Raw genomic sequence first — 16,223 nt, 5'->3', positions numbered from 1 at the left:
CCGATGGTTCCGATGCTGGCGGAGGCGTGCCCGAGCCGCTCCCAGATCTGCCGGGTGAAAGCGGCGACCGAGGTCTTGCCGCTGGTGCCGGTCACCGCGGCAATTGTCGCGGGCTGAGCGGGATAGAATCTTGCCGCGGCCAGCGCCAGCGCGCGGCGCGAATTGGCAACCGCAATGAACGGCACCTTGCAGCCATCAGGCGCATGGTCGCCGACAACCGCCACCGCGCCTGCGGCAATCGCGGCATCGATGAAGCGCGCACCGTCGGTCTTGCTGCCCGCAAGTGCGAAGAAGAGATCGCCTGGCTTGACCGCGCGGCTGTCGAGGGCAACGCCGCTCACGTCGAGCGCCGCGACCGCGGGCTCGATTGCGGCGTCATTGCCCTGAACGTCCTGATCGAGGAGGTCGCGCAGCTTCATGGTCTTCCAGTCGACATGCCGGACCGGATCGCCGAATCTTCAGGGAAATCCCGACTCAGCAGCGGCAACGGCCCACCCGGTTGATTACTGGGTTGTCCTGGATGCTGCAAGAATAAGGCGCTCGGACGGCGGCAGGTCGAACCGCGGCTCGACGCCCAGAAGCGGCGCGATCCGCTCGATCACCTTGCCGCCGGTCGGCACCGCGTTCCAGCCCGAGGTGATGAAACCCTTCGTTTCGGGAATCGCCTGGGGCTCGTCCAGCATGATCAGGATCTGATATTTCGGATCGTCGCAGGGCATAATCGCGGTGAAGGAGTTGAGCACGCGCTTTTTGGCATAGCGGCCGTTGATGACCTTCTCGGACGTGCCGGTCTTGCCGCCGACATAGTAACCCTTGACGTCGGCGGTCTTGGCGGTGCCGATTTCGGCATTGAGCCGCATCAGGAACCGCATCTTGTCGCTGGTCTCCGTCTTGATGACGCGCTTGGCCATGGACGCCGCTTCGGACTCGGTGCGCTTCATGAAGGTCGGCGGAATCAGATAGCCGCCGTTCACCAGCGCGTTGATGCCCATCACCGCCTGCAGCGGCGCCACCGACATGCCTTGGCCGAATGCGATGGTCACCGTATTCAGCTCGCCCCAGCGGCGCGGTATCAGCGGAGCCGCGCTTTCCGGCAGTTCGGTGCGCAGCCGCGTCAACTGGCCCATTTTGGCGAGGAACGCCTTGTGGGCCTCGACGCCCTGGCCGAGCGCGATCCGCGCGGCGCCGATGTTGGACGAGAAGGTGAACACTTCCTTGGTATTGATGAAACGTCCGAGCGCGTGGCTGTCATGGATGGTGAACTTGCCGTAGTGCAGGTTTCCCCGTGCATCCCACATCGAGTTCAGGTTGATCTTGCCGGAATCGAGCGCCATCGCCAGCGTGAACGCCTTGAACGTCGAGCCCATCTCGTAGACGCCGGTAGTCAGGCGATTGATGCGGTCGGGGTCGTGCGCTTCCTTCGGATTGTTGGGATCGAAGTCCGGCAGGGAGACCATCGCCACGATCTCGCCGGTCTTGACGTTGGAGACGATGCCGGAGGCGGCCTTGGTGTGGTATTTCTCCTTGGCCTTCAGAAGTTCGTCCCGCAGTGCGTGCTCGACGCGCAGATCGACCGAGAGCTCGATCGGCTTTTGCAGCCGGTCGGTGGCAAAGCCCGCGCGGTGGAGATCGGCGAGCCCTTGATTGTCGAGCCACTTCTCCATGCCGGCGATGCCCTGGTTGTCGATGTTGACCAGACCGATGAGGTGGGCGACCTCGTTGCCGGTCGGATAGACGCGCTTGTTCTCGCGCAGGAAGCCGATGCCGGGAATGCCGAGCTTGTGGATGTCCTGCTGCTGCTTCGCCGTAATCTCGCGCTTGAGCCAGACGAAGCCCTTGCGCGTCTTCAGGCGCTCGCGCACTTCGGCCTCGTCGAGGTCGGGCACGGTGGCGGTCAGAAGTTCGATTGCCTCGTCCTTGTCGATGATGCGGCGCGGCTCGCCGAACAGGCTCGACGCCTTGACGTCGGTCGCGAGGATCGCGCCGTTGCGATCGACGATGTCGGGCCGCGCGGTCGCGACCACCTCCTGCGCCGCGGCGCGACGCGCGCCGTGGGCGTCGGCGCCGATCGCGAACATCACGAGCCGGCCGCCGATCAGGGCGTAGACCGCGCCAAAGGCGAGCATCGCCAGGCCGACGCGCGCCCGCGCCTTGGCCGCGCGATCGACGTTGCGCCCGTACAGCAGGCTGCGGATCAGCCGTTGGCGCCAAGGCTCGGTCGGCTTTTCTGTGGGTTTGGCCGGGGTCACAGCACTCATGGCTTGTCCTCGGGCTGAGGCACGGAGCCCGTCACATTATCGGGATCGCTCGCGGCTTCGATGGTGTTGAGCATGGCGCCGATCGGATCCGGCTCGCCCGGCCTGAACATCCGCGGCGGACGCTCGGGCAAATTCTTCAGTGAGTCATACTGCGTGCCGTTGACCGGCTTGAGCTGCAGATGCCGGTCGGACAGGCCTTGCAGGCGCAGGGGCGCATCGAGCTTGGCCCATTCGGAGCGCAGCGCCGCAATCGCATCGCGCTGCTCGCGGATCTCCGCATGCAAACGCAATACCTTTTCGGTGCGCGCCGTGGAGTCCATCTTGATCCGGTAGACATGAGCCGCCGCGAAGATCAGCGCGCCGATGACGAGGAGGTGGATGAAGCGCATGCGCTAGCCACCTCTCATGACGTCGGAGAGTTTTGGCCAGGACGATTGCTCGCGATCGTCCTGCGCAGGCGCCGAGGTGCGCTCGGCCGCGCGCAGTTTTGCCGACCGGGCGCGCGGGTTATGCGCGACTTCGTCCTCGCCTGCGACCACCGGCCGCCGCGTCAGCAGCTGAAAGCTCGGCACCGCCTGAGACACTTCCGGCAGATGGCGTGAGCCGCCACCCGTCTTGCTACGCTCAGCGAAGAAATTCTTGACGATGCGGTCTTCCAGCGAATGGAACGAGACGACCACGAGACGACCACCGGGCTTGAGCACACGCTCGGCAGCGATGAGCGCGCTCTGGAGTTCCTCAAGCTCTTCGTTGACGAAGATGCGCAGGGCCTGGAACGTCCGCGTCGCCGGGTGAATATCGCCAGGCTTGGAACGAACCACCCTGCCGACGAGATCGGCGAGCGCGCGCGTGGTCGTGAACGGCGTCTCCTGACGGTCCGCGACGATGGCGCGGGCAATCCGGCGCGACTGCCGCTCTTCGCCGAGGAGATAAACGATGTCGGCGAGATCGCCTTCCGACGCGCGCGCGACGATGTCGGCCGCAGTCGGGCCTGCCTGCCCCATCCGCATGTCGAGCGGACCATCGAGGCGGAACGAGAAGCCACGGCCGCCCTGGTCGAGTTGCATCGAGGACACCCCGACGTCCATCACGACGCCGTTGACGCCTGCGAGGCCTTGCGCCGCACAGACATCGGCGAGGTTGGAGAAACGATCTTCAACGAGGGTCAACCTGCCTGCGGAGCGTTCGACCAGGTCGGCGCCGCCCTCGATCGCAGTACGGTCGCGATCAATGGCGATCACTCGGGTTCCCGGCACGTCGAGAATCGCGCGGCTGTAGCCGCCGGCACCAAAGGTCGCGTCGATATAAAGGCCGCCTTCGCGTGGGGCGAGGTGGTCGATGGCCTCGCGGCCAAGAACGGGGATGTGCGGAACCGAGCTCATGCGCCAGGCCTGCCGATCGCCCCGCCGGACTCCCAAGTGAGATCGGGGACGAACAAGCTCATAACGCCTCGAATGATTCCGCGTCGCGGCGGTTCCACGACCCAACCCCCGTCCAACATAGTTACCGAGCCCGGTCGTCCCGGGCCACCAACCCAGTATTCCCCTTGGAATTTGTCGGGCAGCCATGGGATTTCGAGCCAAAATACGCTTTGGCCGCCTCCGGACGCGGGTCGGCTCTTCATCCCTCAGTAACGGCCCTTAGCGTTAAGAAAGCGTTGATCGGCTCGCGACAAGTCGAAAAGCTGACGCGGCGGTGATGCTTCATCCACACACATGCGCCAAAATGCATCCGTTAACCTCGTCGCGCGGTTGCGCACGTTGGAGGGTAAAGGAATAGTAAAGAGAAGGGCTTGGCCCACTCTCCGTCTGTCTCGAGCTGTTTATGTCGTCCGGTTCGTCCACGCCGTCTGGATCTGATTCGAAGCGTCAACGTGTTCTCCCGGTTCCCAAGGCCGCCGCGAACATGCGGACGTTCGAGCCGGATTCCTCGATCGTCTCCGACATCATCCCCTCACCGAACCATGGCGACCGTAACAAGGGCCGGCAGCCCGACATGATCGTGCTGCATTACACCGGCATGCCCGACGTCGAAGGTGCGCTGGCGCGGCTCTGCTCGGCGGGCACCGAGGTGTCGGCACATTATGTCGTGCTGGAAGACGGCCGCATCGTGCAATGCGTGCCCGAGGCCAGGCGCGCCTGGCATGCCGGCGTGTCCGCCTGGGCCGGCGAGGACGACATCAATTCCTGCTCGATCGGGATCGAGATCGTCAATCGCGGCCACGACTGGGGCTATCCGGAGTTTCCGCTGCGCCAGATCGCCGCCGTGATCGCGCTGTGCCGCGGCATCATGCTTCGCCGCAAGGTGCCCGCGCACCGGGTGCTCGGCCACTCCGACGTGGCGCCCGCGCGCAAGAAGGATCCCGGCGAAAAATTTCCGTGGCATTCGCTGGCCAATTCCGGCGTCGGCCATTGGGTCACGCCCGCGCCGGTGGTGCGCGGCGAGAGCCTGATGCTCGGCACCATCAGCGACGAGGTGCTGAGCCTGCAGCAGGCGCTCGCCAGATACGGCTACGGCGTTCCCCTCACCGGCAAATACGACGCCGCGACCATGGAAGTCGTCACCGCGTTCCAGCGCCATTTCCGCCCGGCGCGACTGGATGGGGTCGCGGATCACTCGACGCTGTCGACCTTGCAGGCGCTGTTGGGGAGTCTCCCTCAGGAGGCAACGACCGTCGCGACGAAGTGACGGGAATTGGGACATGATGGCTTCCTCCAATTTTCCGCATTGCGAGCGAAGCGAAGCAATCCAGGCATTGCGAGCGAAGCGAAGCAATCCAGGAGTATTGGGCGACTACTCCATCTCCCGCATCCTTCGCGCATAAAGTCGTCGCAGCGGCTCCAACTGCGTCGCCTCCGTCGCCGCGCGATAGGCCTCGCGCGCCTCCTCATTCCGGCCGAGCCGCCGCAGCAGATCGGCCCGCACCGCCGGCAACAGCTCGTAGCCACGAAGCCCGCCGCGCGCAGTAGTCGCATCCACGAGATCGAGCGCACGTGCCGGCCCATCGACCATCGACACCGCCGCCGCATGGTTGAGCTCGATCACCGGCGACGGGTTGATGCGCAATAGTACTTCGTAGAGCCCGGCAATCTGCGGCCAGTCTGTCTGCTCATAGCTCGGCGCGCGCGCATGCAGCGCGGCGATCGCGGCTTGGACTGCATAGGGCTGCGGCCGGCCGGGCACGCGCAGTGCGTCGTCCACCAGACGGAGACCCTCCTCGATCTGTGCATGGTCCCACCGCGAACGATCCTGCTCTTCCAGCAGCACGATGTCGCCGGCGGCGGTCTGGCGCCCTGCGCGGCGCGCATCGTGCAGCAGCATCAGCGCCAGCAGGCCCTTGATCCCCGCGCGATCGGGTAACAGCCGGTCGAGCAAGCGGCCAAGCCGGATCGCCTCGGCCGCAAGATCGGGCCGCATCAAATCCGCACCTGACGTCGCCACATAGCCTTCGGTGAAGACCAGATAGATCACGGCAAGCACACCCTCGAGCCGCGGCACCAGCGTGTCGCGCTCGGGGACCTCATAGGGAATGCCGGCGAGCCGGATCTTCTGCTTGGCGCGGACGAGACGCTGCCCCATCGCCTCCTCAGTGACGAGGAAGGCGCGCGCGACCTGCGCCGTGGAGAGCCCGCAGACGGTGCGCAGCGTCAGCGCGACCTGGACTTCGGGCGCAAATGCGGGATGACAGCAGGTGAAGATCAGCCGCAGCATGTCGTCGTCGACCATCGCCGGCGGCTCGACGGGCGCCTGCGCGTTCAGCTCGAGCTCGTGCACGAGCGCCTGCTCCTTGCCACGGAAAACGGCCTGGCGCCTGATACGGTCGATCGCCTTGTGCCTGGCGACATTGACCAGCCAGGCACGCGCATTGTCGGGGACCTCGCACGCCGGCCAGCGCTCCAGTGCCACCGCAAAGGCGTCCTGGAGCGCGTCCTCGGCAAGATCGAAATCGCCGACGAGGCGGATCAGCGTGGCCAGCGCCCGCCCCGCCTCGTCGCGGAAGATCTTGTCGATCTCGGACAATGTCATATGTCGATGCGCGACTGCGCCTTCACTTGCCGTAGACCCAGATCGGCCGCACCTCGATCGAGCCGATGCGCGCCGACGGAATCCGCGACGCGATCTCGATCGCGGTATCGAGATCCTTGGCCTCCACGAGGTAATAGCCGCCGAGCTGCTCGCGCGTTTCGGCAAACGGGCCGTCGGTCGTCAGCGTCTTGCCATCGCGCACGCGCACGGTCGTCGCGGTCGTGGTCGGCTGCAGCCGGTCGCCGGCCTTGAAATTGCCGCTCTGGATGATGCCTTGCGTGAAGGTCTGATATTCCGCCGTCATCTGCTGGCCGGCCGCCGGACGCATATTCGCGTACTCGGCTTCGTTCTGGTAGATCATCAGCAAATACTGCATCGCCTAACTCCTGTTGCACGGCTGGATCGCCGACATCCAGTCGAACGGGACACGCACCCAACGACATCTTCAGGATAAATTATTTCGGGCGAACCGTGCATGGCGTTATCGGCTTGCGGAACCGACACAAATGCTTCATGCGTAAGCCGTCAGTCGGCCGGACGGCCGCTCCGGCAAGTGCCGAAAGGCCGCCGGGGAGGAAAGTCCGGGCTCCCTTGACATACGGTGCCGGATAACGTCCGGCGGGGGCGACCCCAGGGAAAGTGCCACAGAGAACGAACCGCCCGCCGTAGCAGCGCAAGCTGCGTAGGCAGGTAAGGGTGAAAAGGTGCGGTAAGAGCGCACCGCGGCTGCGGCAACGGAGCCGGCATGGTAAACCCCACCGGGAGCAAAACCGAATAGGGACGGCGTAGCGGGCTGTTCGCGAAAGCGATAACGCCGCGGGGCGATGTCAGGCCCGCCGTCCGGGTAGGTTGCTCGAGGCCCTGTGCAAACATGGTCCCAGAGGAATGGCCGTCACGTATCGTTCGCGCAAGCGGACGGTGCCTTACAGAACCCGGCTTACAGGCCGGCTGATATTCTAAAGCGTTTTCGAGCGAAGTGGTTTTCCGGTTCGCGTGAAGAAAACGTGTCTTACCAAGAAGTGACGAGGGGCTCGGTGTTAATGCATCGGGCCCCTCACCATTTTGGCTTTATCCGACGATCTTCTCCAGGACCGCCATCAACGCCTCCGGCGCCGTGACATTCGGTGCATGGCTCGCGTCGAGTTCGAAAGTGCGCCAGCCATCCTCGCTCTTGGTGCGCTTCGCAAACTGCCCGAACACGTCGCCCGGCGGAATGCGCGTGCAACAGATGTAGCTGCGCGGCATCACCGGCTCGCCATGTTCGAGCTTCAGCTTCGTCTCGAAACATTTGATCGGCATGTTGATCCGGCGCGCATTGAGCCAGTCGAGATCGGCCTGCGGCGTGTCCGGCGGCGGCGGGTTCGGCGGGATGCGGTAGCCGTCGCCTGAGCTTGCAGCCTTGCGCATCGGCTCGCGCCCGCCCTCATGGAGATCGAACAGCGATTGGCCGTCACGCGGCACGAAGGCGTCGAGGTAGATCAATTGCGTCACCCGCTCGCGCGCGCGATCGGCGACGCCGGTGGCGACCATGCCGCCATAGCTGTGGCCGAGCAGCACGATGTCCTCGAGGTCCTCGAACCTGATGACATTGAGAATGTCCTGGATATGCGTATCGAGATCGATCGCGGGACTAGCCAGATGCGCGCGCTCGCCGAGGCCGGTATAGGTCGGCGCAATCAGGCGATGCCCGGCCTGCGCCATCAGCGGATGCATCTTCTTCCAGGCCCACCCGCCGGACCACGCGCCGTGACAAAGCAGGAAGGTTTTTGAGCGTGCGGCCATCGGCGTTTCCATCGTTCTTGTTTGTACGATGGAGTGTAGCGGCCGGTCTCGCGATGTAAACGCTACTGCCCCTTAAGCCGCGCGCGTGTTCACCTCGACGAAAACGGGTGCGCCCTGACCAGCTTCGCGCCGCAGCTTGCCCGCCTCAAAACCGTGCATGCCGATCTGCCATTGCAGCCCGACGATGGCGCCCTTGGTCGGCTGCAGCAGCGCAAGCGAAGCGAACAAGGTCACCGGCAGCCACACCGCCAGTTGCAGCCAGACGGCCGGCGCATAGGCGGTCTCGACCGCGAGGATTGCCGGCACCACGAGATGGCCGACCACGACCATCACGAGATAGGCCGGGAAATCGTCGGCGCGCTGGTGAAACAGCTCCTCGCCGCAATAGTCGCAGGTATCCGCCACCTTCAGGAAACGGCCGAACGCGTGCCCCTCGCCGCAATTGGGGCATTTGCCCAAGAAACCGCGCCACATCGCTTTCGCGAGAGAGACTGAAACGGTCGCCATGACCCCACCTCTTCCTTTTCTACGATCCATACAATAATATCTTGCATCCATACATTCAAAGGATATGGGCCTTAATTGCATGGATTGGACCCCTACAATCTCGGAGCTGAGCGGGCCGCGCTATCAGCGCATCGTCGAGGCCATGGAGGCCGATATCGCGGCGGGCCGGCTGGTGCGTGGGCAGCAACTGCCGACGCAGCGGGCGCTGGCAAAGGCGCTCGGCATCGATCTCACCACGGTGACGCGCGCCTACACCGAGGCGCGGCGCCGCGGCATCATGGAGGCCCGGGTCGGCCAGGGCTCGTTCGTGTCGGAGACCAGCGCGCGCCGCGCGGTCGATCTGCCGCATCCCGTCGCGATCGACCTCTCGATGAACGTGCCGCCGCAACCTCTCGAAGCGCAACTCGACGAGCGCATCATCGCCGGGATGGAAGCCATCCGCGCGCAATCGGGCCTGACGGCGCATCTCAACTACCAGCCGCCCGGCGGCAGCGCACACGAGCGCGAGGTCGCCGCGCGATGGGTGCGCGCACGCGTGCCGCATGCGCATGCCGACAGGCTCGTGATCTTTCCCGGCGCGCAGACGATCCTTTTCAACCTGCTCGCCCACCTCGCCCGGCCCGGCGACGTGGTGCTGACGGAGGCGCTCACCTTTCCCGGCATCAAGGCCGCCGCGGCGCGGCTCGGCGTCAAGCTCGTCGGCGTCGCCATGGACGACGGCGGCATCCTGGCCGACGCGCTGGCGAAGGCCTGCCGCACGCATAAGCCGAAAGCGGTCTATCTCATTCCGACGCTGCACAATCCGACCACTGCGACGCTTCTCCCCGAGCGCCGCAGCGCCATCGCAAGGATCATCAACGATTCCGATACGATTCTGATCGAGGACGACGCCTACGGGCTGCTCGATCGGTCGGCATCGCCGATCGCCAATCTCATTCCGGATCGGACATATCTCGCGACCACGCTGTCGAAATGCATCGCGCCCGCTCTGCGGGTCGCCTATCTGGTGACGCCCGACAGCAGCTCGCAGCGGGAGATGCGCAGCTATTTGCAGGCGACGGTGCAGATGCCGGCGCCGCTGATGGTCGCGCTGGTGACGCATTGGATCGAGACCGGCATCGCCGACCGCATCATCACCGCTATCAGGAGCGAGGCCGTCGGCCGGCAGCAGCTCGCGCAACGCGCGCTCAAAGGCTTCGAGTTCCAGGCCAAGTCCGCCGCTCACCATCTGTGGCTGCGGCTGCCGGAGGACCGTCCCGACGTCGCGGCGCATCTGCTGCGGAATGGACTGGCAGTCGTCGCCGGCGAGGCCTTCACCGTCGACGGGACCGCGCCACACGGGGTGCGCGTCTCGCTAGGCGCGGCGCGCAACAGGGCGGAATTGACGGAAGCGCTGCGCATCCTGGTCGGCGCGTTGCACAGGCCCGCCGACACCAGACAGATCGTCTAGCAATAGCCTATTGATGCTGGCGGCGATGCCGCGAGCGCACGACCGGCGCGACGGGAGACGGATAGGCCGCATAGGCTTCGCTCGGCGCGAAGGACTGGCCGCGAGCCCCGCGCGCGGCGGGCGTGAGCTGGCCGCCATTCAGAACGTCGCGGTCCGGATGGGCAGCCTGATAGGCCGCAGGCTCGGAAAACTGGGCCTGCGCCATTGTCGGCATCAAGGCCGCCGCCGACATCAGCGCGGCCGCGACGGCAATCTTCGTGCGGGTCATCGTCCTTCTCCATATGCTCATTCGGGAGTCTGGCCGATCGAACCGCATGATGGCGTCGAGCGGGCCCCCAGGTTGAAGTACGAGCATCATGTAGCCCTGTCTTTCGCGAACGCCCGCCGCTGGGGATCACGCTTGCGTGCGGTTTTGAAATTGACCTGCACGGCCGCAGCTGTGCTATGCGAGCGACGGCGATCAACAGTTCGGGATCGCACAGGCGACAGGGACAATCTGTTGGAAATACTCACCTACGCGCTGCTGCTGCTCGGCGCACTGGCCGGGGGCTTCGTCTCGGGCCTTGCCGGATTCGGCACGGCGCTGATGGCACTCGGCATCTGGCTCTACGTGCTGCCGCCCTCGCTCGCGGTGCCGCTGGTGCTGATCTGCTCGGTGATCGCGCAGAGCTCGACGCTGCCATCGATGTGGAAAAGTTTCGATCTCTCGCTGGTCTGGCCGTTCCTGATTGGAGGACTGATCGGCGTGCCGCTGGGCACCATGCTGGTCGCCTCCGCCGATCCGAAAGTGTTCAAGCTGAGCGTCGGCGTGCTGATCCTGGTGTTTTCAACCGCTCTCTATCTGAACAAGCAGCCGCTCGCCGTCACCTTCGGTGGCCGCATTGCCGACGGCGCGATCGGCTTTGCCGGCGGCATATTAGGTGGCCTTGCTGGACTGTCGGGGCCGCTTCCGATCCTGTGGGCCAACATCCGCGGCTGGAACAAGCACGAGCGGCGCGGCATCTTCCAGCTCTTCAATTTCACCGTGCTGGCCGCCGCTTTGGTGTTGCAGACCGCCTCGGGCCTCGTCGCGTTCAAGGTCGTCTGGCTTGCGGTGATCGCATTTCCGGGCACGCTGATCGGCGCATGGGCCGGCGCGCGCGTCTACCACGCGTTGAGCGACAAGCATTTTGGCGATGTCGTGCTCGGTCTCTTGTTCCTGTCGGGCCTCGGCCTGGTCTGGAACAGTTTGGGCACACACTAGCTCCGTATTGTCTTCGCGGCGAGCGCCATGCCGCCGGCAACGCCGACTCCAAGCACGTAGATCCAGCCCTCGGCGAAATCGAACAGATGCGAGTTGAGCAGCGAGGAGAGCAAATTCTGCACCATGACCAGAAGGCCCACCCAGCAGGCCAGCCCCTCGCCGCGAAACAGCGAGAGGTGCGCGAACCAGAGCGCGTAGAGGATCACGACGCCCAACGCGCCCCATTGCACGGCGACATTGAGCGTCTGGTTGTGGGGATCACCGACGATTTCAGCCCGAACCCCGCTCTCGCCGACAGCCGCGCGCGCGAACAGGCCGCGGATCGCGCCGGTGCCGTGACCGAGCAGCGGCGCATTCACCGTGGATGCCAGCGATTTGCGCCAGAACTCCAGTCGCGATCCCATGCCGCTGACGTCGTTGCCGACGATGCTGACCTCGTAGTCTCCGCTGAATTTGGCGACGGTCGTGCGCAGATGCGGCGAGGCGCTCCACAACGTCAAGGCCAACAGCCCCATCGCACCGACGGCGAGCAGTGCGGTGCGGCGGCGCAAATGCAAGAGCGCGAAGACCACGATCAGGATCGGCAGCGTCACCAGCGCCGTGCGCGAGACCACGACGAACATCATGTTGGCGAGGAATCCAATCGCGAGCGCCACGAACAGCGCCGCGCTACGGTAGCGGCCTCGTCGTAGCAGCGACACGGTGGGATAAACCAGGGCGATCGCACAGAGCGCGAATTCCTGGCTCTGGTCGATATAATTGCGCACCGCGATCCCGCTTTCGACCTTGTAAGGCCCGCGCGACAGATAGAGTTTCAGCGACAGTGCGGGATCGGCGGCGACGGCAAATGAATAGAGCATCAGCGCCGTGCAGGACACCAGGAACGCGGAAAACACCCAGTTGCCATAGGGCCAGCGCTCGAACTGGTAGATCAGGAGCGGAATCACCAGCAGCTTCGCTGCCGGGCCGATCGCATGGATTCGGTCCGGCCACGGCGCATCCGACCAGAGCGTGCCGATGGCGGCGAGTGCGACCAGCGCGATCGGCAGCAGGCAGATCGGCCGAAGCAGCGAACGCGGAAATTCGCGAAGGTCGAGGAACGCGAACGCGATCAGCCAGGGAATGAGCGCGAAAATGAGCCCGGTCGTGGTCCATGGCAACAGCAACGCGATCAGCGCGACGAAGCGGGCTGGCGTGCGATAGCGTGCCGCCCAGATCGCGGAGAGCCAGGAATTGGGCCGCTGCTCGTACAACACTCCGGTCATTTGGCCCCTGCAGGCGATCCCCACGGCGCGGCAAGTTTGCCGGAGCCGTGGGGCGGGGACAAGCGATCGCTACGCCGGCGCGCGTACAGGAGACGCCACGGGCTCCGGCGCAGCCTGCTCCGGGGATTCCTCGTGTCGGAGCATGACAAGGCGCTTCCTGAATTCACGCCGTAGCAGCCACAAGCTCAGGGCCGCCTGCAGCGTGGTTGCCGCGATCGACAGGTACCAGACGTGCTCGATCCGGAAGCCCGGCCGCGTCGACAACCAGATCGCCGGCAGCGAATAGGTGAGTACGCGCGTTGCCGAACTCCACAGCACCGGCTTGGTATTGCCGAGGCCCTGGAACATGCTCGAGCAGGTGAAGATCACGCCCTGCGCCACCATGTTGATCGAGATGATCCGCAGGAACAGGAACGCGATCTCCATGGTTTCCCGGTCGTTCGAGAACCCCGCGAGCAGGAGCTGCGGCTTCGACTGCGCGAGGCACATGAAGCCGATCATCACGACACTGGTGATCAGCGCCGCCTTGACGAAGGTTTCGCGCACGCGCTCGCCTTTTCCGGCACCCATGTTCTGGCCGGCGATCGGCCCGGCGGCGAGCGCAACCGCAAGCGCCGGCATCTGGATCAGGCCCAGGACCCGTTGTCCGATCCCGAAACCCGCCTGCGCCGCCGCACCGAAATCGCGCAGCACGAAATAGACCACCGCCATCAAGATGAACATCATCGCGAACTCGCCGCCGGCAGGCAGACCGACATTGAGGATGCGCTTCAGATGCTGCGCCTGCGGACGCCACTGCGCCGGATTGAAGGCGACATAGCGTTCGACCTTGCGAAAATAGGCAAGCAGCATCACGACGCCGATCAACACCGCGATCGAGCTCGCCAGCCCCGCACCGGCAACGCCGAGCGCATGGCCCGTGCCCAAGCCCGCGATCAGAACCGGCGCCAGCGCGATGTTGATGGCCACCGCAAGCGCCTGCACCAGCATCGTGGGACGCACGATGCCGGTGGCGCGCAGCGCGGATCCCATCACCTGGCTCGCGAATTGCAACGCGAGCGCCGGCATGAACCACAGCAGATACGTGGTCCCCGCCTCGATCGTGGCTTCGTCCGCGGCGATCGCATGCATGTAGGCGCGCGACAGCGCCGCGCCTGCGACCAGCGTCAACAGTCCGAACAGCACCGACAGCACGATCGCCTGATTGAAGATCAAATTGGCATCCGGCCGATCCTTGCGTCCCACGGCATGCGCGATCAACGACACCGCGCCGACCCCGAGCACCTGCATCAGCGCGCTGATGAGAAAGCCGGCATTGCCGGCCGCCGCCACGCCCGCGACCGCGGCATCGCCCAAGCCCGAGACGAAGTACAGATCGACCAGCTGGCAAAGCATGATCGTGACCATACCGACCATGATCGGCGGCGCCATGCCCAGAATGTGCTTCGCGATAGAGCCGTTGGTCAGGTCTTTCATGTCACCCATCCTTGACCGATTCTTCGGCGACGCGGCCGACATTGGTCCATCGGCCGCGCGTCACTCATTCCGCTGCTGCGATCTGTCCGAGCTCCACCACCTGGCGCTCGAACAGCCCGCGATAGATGCCGCCGGGCTTGGCTGCGAGCTTGGCATGGGTGCCTTGCTCGACGATCTCGCCGCGGTCGAACACCAGGATGCGATCGAGGCTCTTCACCGTCGACAGCCGGTGCGCGATCACGATCGAGGTCCGGCCTCTCATCAGCCGCTCCATCGCCTGCTGGATCAGCGCCTCGGATTCCGAATCGAGGCTCGAGGTCGCTTCGTCCAGGATCAGCACCGGCGCATCGGCCAGGAAGGCGCGCGCCAGCGCCACGCGCTGCCGCTCGCCGCCGGAGAGCTTGACGCCGCGCTCGCCAACCAGCGTGCCGTAGCCCTTGGGCAGGCGCACGATGAAGTCGTGCGCGTTGGCCAGCCGTGCCGCCTGCTCGACCGCCTCGAGGCTGGCGCCGGGCCGGCCATAGGCGATGTTCTCGGCGAGCGAGCGGTGGAACAGGATCGGGTCCTGCTGCACGATCGCGATCTGGCTGCGCAGCGAATGCTGAGTGGCCTTGGCGATGTCTTGCCCATCGATCAGAACGCGGCCGCCGGTGACGTCGTAGAGCCGCTGCACCAGCTTGACGAACGTGGTCTTGCCGGAGCCGGAGCGGCCGACGAGACCGACGCGTTCGCCGGCGCGGATCGTGACCGACAGTCCGTCATAGAGCGGCGCGTGGTGGCCGCCGTAATGGAACGTGACATCGTCGAACACGAGCTCGCCGCGCTCGATCGTGATCGGCCGCGCGTCCGTCGCATCCGCAATCCCTATCGGCTCGTCGTGGATCGCCACCAGCTCTTCCATGTCGTTGACCGAGCGCTGCAGGTTGTTGATGTGCATTCCGACGTCGCGCAAATAGGCATGGATGACGTAGTAGCTCGTCAGCACATAGGTGACGTCGCCGGGCGAGGCCTGCCCCGACATCCACAGCAGCACGGCACCGCCGATCACGGAGGCGCGCAGGGCCAGCAACACCGAGAGCTGCGCCAGATTGGTGTAGTTGTAGCGCAGCCAGGTCCGCCGCACGCGCACGCGCCAGCGGTTGACGACACGGGCAAGCCGCGCATCCTCGCGCGCCTCCGCGCCGAAAGACTTCACCACGGCGTTGCAGGTCAGCGCATCCGCCAGTGTGCCGCCGACCTTGGTGTCCCAGGCATTGGAGACGCGCGCGGCCGGCGCGATGTAGCGCGTCGAGAACAGCACCGTCATCGTGACATAGGCCAGCGCGCCGAGCGCGATCACCGCGCCAAGCGAGGCCCAGTGCACGCCGAGCAGGATCATCGACCCGATCAGCACCAGCAGCGACGGCGCCAGCGCCATCAAGATGGTGTCGTTCAACAGGTCGAGCGCCCACATGCCGCGGGTGACCTTGCGCACCGTGGATCCCGCGAAGGAGTTGGCGTGCCAGTCGGTCGAGAACCGTTGCACGCGCATGAAGGCTTCCTGCGCGACCTCGGACATGATCTTCAGCGAGAACGGCACGATGGCCTGGAGGCCGGTCAGCCGCAGCACCATGGAGGCTGCGCCCAGCGCCACGATACCGCCCAATGCCATCAGCGCCGCGTGACGCGCGGCGGGATCGGATGGGCCGCGCGTCAGGGCGTCGACCAGATGTCCGGAGAAGACCGGCATGAACAGGTCGGCGATGGTCGCACCCAACAAGCCGCCGGCCACGACGAGCGTACGCCCCGGCTGCTTCAGCCAGTGCCGGAACACGAAGGGCAGCACCACGCGTATCGCCGCGGGCCTTTTTGACAGAGCGGTCATGGCATCATCCGGCCGCTTATGCCGCGGGCCGGCTCCATTGATGGACGCAGGTCGGCCGCGAGGGCCGAGACGGCGTCACTTGAAGTTGGTTTTGGACTTGGGGAGCGGAGCGATCGGGACTGGAAGCCCAATCGAAGCTGGCGGAAGAGGCCTCTAGGAGGCCGAGCAGATACCGAGCCAGAACATCATCGAGCGCGGGCGTGCGATCTGCGAATGCGACGAAATCATGCAAATCCTCCCGGTTCGATGGAATGAGGTGCGCTTTATAGATGTGTCATTGGTGATTTGCAACGGGGCTCGCGCGAGATCACGCACGAGTGTTGCAAATTAGTACGCGTCGCCGCGCTCTCCT

At 65.2% G+C, this 16,223-nt stretch carries 15 protein-coding genes and 1 other RNA gene; 4 read left to right on the top strand and 12 right to left on the bottom strand.

Annotated elements, in window-relative coordinates:
• The 4 genes from IVB47_RS05520 to rsmH form a co-directional block, all read right to left on the bottom strand.
• Nucleotides 1-419: Mur ligase domain-containing protein (locus IVB47_RS05520; protein ID WP_247460298.1), on the bottom strand; the 419-nt coding region annotated here is incomplete at its 3' end.
• 84 nt (nt 420-503) lie between these two features.
• Nucleotides 504-2,258: a penicillin-binding protein 2 gene (locus IVB47_RS05515; RefSeq protein ID WP_027570697.1), complete on the bottom strand. Its 1,755-nt coding sequence runs from the start codon at nt 2,256-2,258 to the stop codon at nt 504-506.
• The gene (locus IVB47_RS05510) at nt 2,255-2,647 is read right to left on the bottom strand and encodes a hypothetical protein (RefSeq protein ID WP_027570696.1); all 393 of its coding nucleotides are present in this window, start codon (nt 2,645-2,647) and stop codon (nt 2,255-2,257) included. Before IVB47_RS05510 ends, IVB47_RS05515 begins: the two co-directional genes overlap by 4 nt.
• A gap of 3 nt (nt 2,648-2,650) precedes the next feature.
• On the bottom strand, nt 2,651-3,640 hold the full coding sequence (rsmH, locus tag IVB47_RS05505) for a 16S rRNA (cytosine(1402)-N(4))-methyltransferase RsmH (RefSeq protein WP_027570695.1): 990 nt from the start codon (nt 3,638-3,640) through the stop codon (nt 2,651-2,653).
• Nucleotides 3,641-4,163: 523 nt separating this feature from the next.
• Here rsmH and IVB47_RS05500 point away from each other — a divergent pair.
• Nucleotides 4,164-4,946: an N-acetylmuramoyl-L-alanine amidase gene (locus tag IVB47_RS05500; RefSeq protein WP_247358645.1), complete on the top strand. Its 783-nt coding sequence runs from the start codon at nt 4,164-4,166 to the stop codon at nt 4,944-4,946.
• A 105-nt stretch (nt 4,947-5,051) separates the two neighbouring features.
• On the opposite strand, the gene IVB47_RS05495 is transcribed toward IVB47_RS05500, so the two are convergent.
• Together IVB47_RS05495 and IVB47_RS05490 are read right to left on the bottom strand one after the other, a co-directional pair.
• The gene (locus IVB47_RS05495) at nt 5,052-6,284 is read right to left on the bottom strand and encodes an RNA polymerase sigma factor (RefSeq protein ID WP_247287992.1); all 1,233 of its coding nucleotides are present in this window, start codon (nt 6,282-6,284) and stop codon (nt 5,052-5,054) included.
• 22 nt (nt 6,285-6,306) lie between these two features.
• A complete protein-coding gene (locus IVB47_RS05490; protein WP_247460297.1) occupies nt 6,307-6,660 on the bottom strand; it encodes a YciI family protein in 354 nt (117 codons plus the stop codon).
• Nucleotides 6,661-6,809: 149 nt separating this feature from the next.
• Here IVB47_RS05490 and rnpB point away from each other — a divergent pair.
• Nucleotides 6,810-7,240: RNase P RNA component class A (gene rnpB, locus IVB47_RS05485), an RNA gene on the top strand.
• A gap of 112 nt (nt 7,241-7,352) precedes the next feature.
• Here rnpB and IVB47_RS05480 read toward each other — a convergent pair.
• Together IVB47_RS05480 and IVB47_RS05475 are read right to left on the bottom strand one after the other, a co-directional pair.
• On the bottom strand, nt 7,353-8,066 hold the full coding sequence (locus IVB47_RS05480; RefSeq protein ID WP_247460295.1) for an alpha/beta hydrolase: 714 nt from the start codon (nt 8,064-8,066) through the stop codon (nt 7,353-7,355).
• Nucleotides 8,067-8,138: 72 nt separating this feature from the next.
• Nucleotides 8,139-8,603: a DUF983 domain-containing protein gene (locus tag IVB47_RS05475; protein WP_256467793.1), complete on the bottom strand. Its 465-nt coding sequence runs from the start codon at nt 8,601-8,603 to the stop codon at nt 8,139-8,141.
• A gap of 49 nt (nt 8,604-8,652) precedes the next feature.
• On the opposite strand from IVB47_RS05475, the gene IVB47_RS05470 reads away from it, so the two are divergent.
• On the top strand, nt 8,653-10,023 hold the full coding sequence (locus IVB47_RS05470; RefSeq protein WP_247460289.1) for a PLP-dependent aminotransferase family protein: 1,371 nt from the start codon (nt 8,653-8,655) through the stop codon (nt 10,021-10,023).
• Between the two features lie 7 nt (nt 10,024-10,030).
• Here the strand turns inward: IVB47_RS05470 and IVB47_RS05465 are convergent, their stop codons facing one another.
• Nucleotides 10,031-10,291, bottom strand: a complete 261-nt coding sequence (locus tag IVB47_RS05465) for a hypothetical protein (protein ID WP_247287987.1) — start codon at nt 10,289-10,291, stop codon at nt 10,031-10,033.
• 231 nt (nt 10,292-10,522) lie between these two features.
• Between IVB47_RS05465 and IVB47_RS05460 the strand changes: the two genes are divergently transcribed.
• Nucleotides 10,523-11,266 (top strand): sulfite exporter TauE/SafE family protein, encoded by a 744-nt coding sequence (locus IVB47_RS05460; protein WP_247401828.1) that lies wholly within the window; start codon nt 10,523-10,525, stop codon nt 11,264-11,266.
• Here IVB47_RS05460 and IVB47_RS05455 read toward each other — a convergent pair.
• The 3 genes from IVB47_RS05455 to IVB47_RS05445 all read right to left on the bottom strand — a co-directional run bounded on the left by IVB47_RS05455 (nt 11,263) and on the right by IVB47_RS05445 (nt 15,871).
• Nucleotides 11,263-12,531 (bottom strand): O-antigen ligase family protein, encoded by a 1,269-nt coding sequence (locus IVB47_RS05455; RefSeq protein ID WP_247460287.1) that lies wholly within the window; start codon nt 12,529-12,531, stop codon nt 11,263-11,265. The genes IVB47_RS05460 and IVB47_RS05455 overlap by 4 nt on opposite strands.
• Nucleotides 12,532-12,600: 69 nt before the next feature.
• Entirely contained in the window at nt 12,601-14,007 is a 1,407-nt protein-coding gene (locus tag IVB47_RS05450; protein ID WP_027570686.1) for an MATE family efflux transporter, read from the bottom strand.
• 64 nt (nt 14,008-14,071) lie between these two features.
• On the bottom strand, nt 14,072-15,871 hold the full coding sequence (locus IVB47_RS05445) for an ABC transporter ATP-binding protein (protein WP_027570685.1): 1,800 nt from the start codon (nt 15,869-15,871) through the stop codon (nt 14,072-14,074).
• Nucleotides 15,872-16,223: the final 352 nt, after the last annotated feature.

It is taken from the genome of Bradyrhizobium sp. 62 (genome assembly GCF_023073035.1).
GTDB lineage: Bacteria > Pseudomonadota > Alphaproteobacteria > Rhizobiales > Xanthobacteraceae > Bradyrhizobium.
The sequence above is the reverse complement of the archived record's forward strand: the minus strand, read 5'-3'. Positions and strand labels throughout refer to the sequence as shown.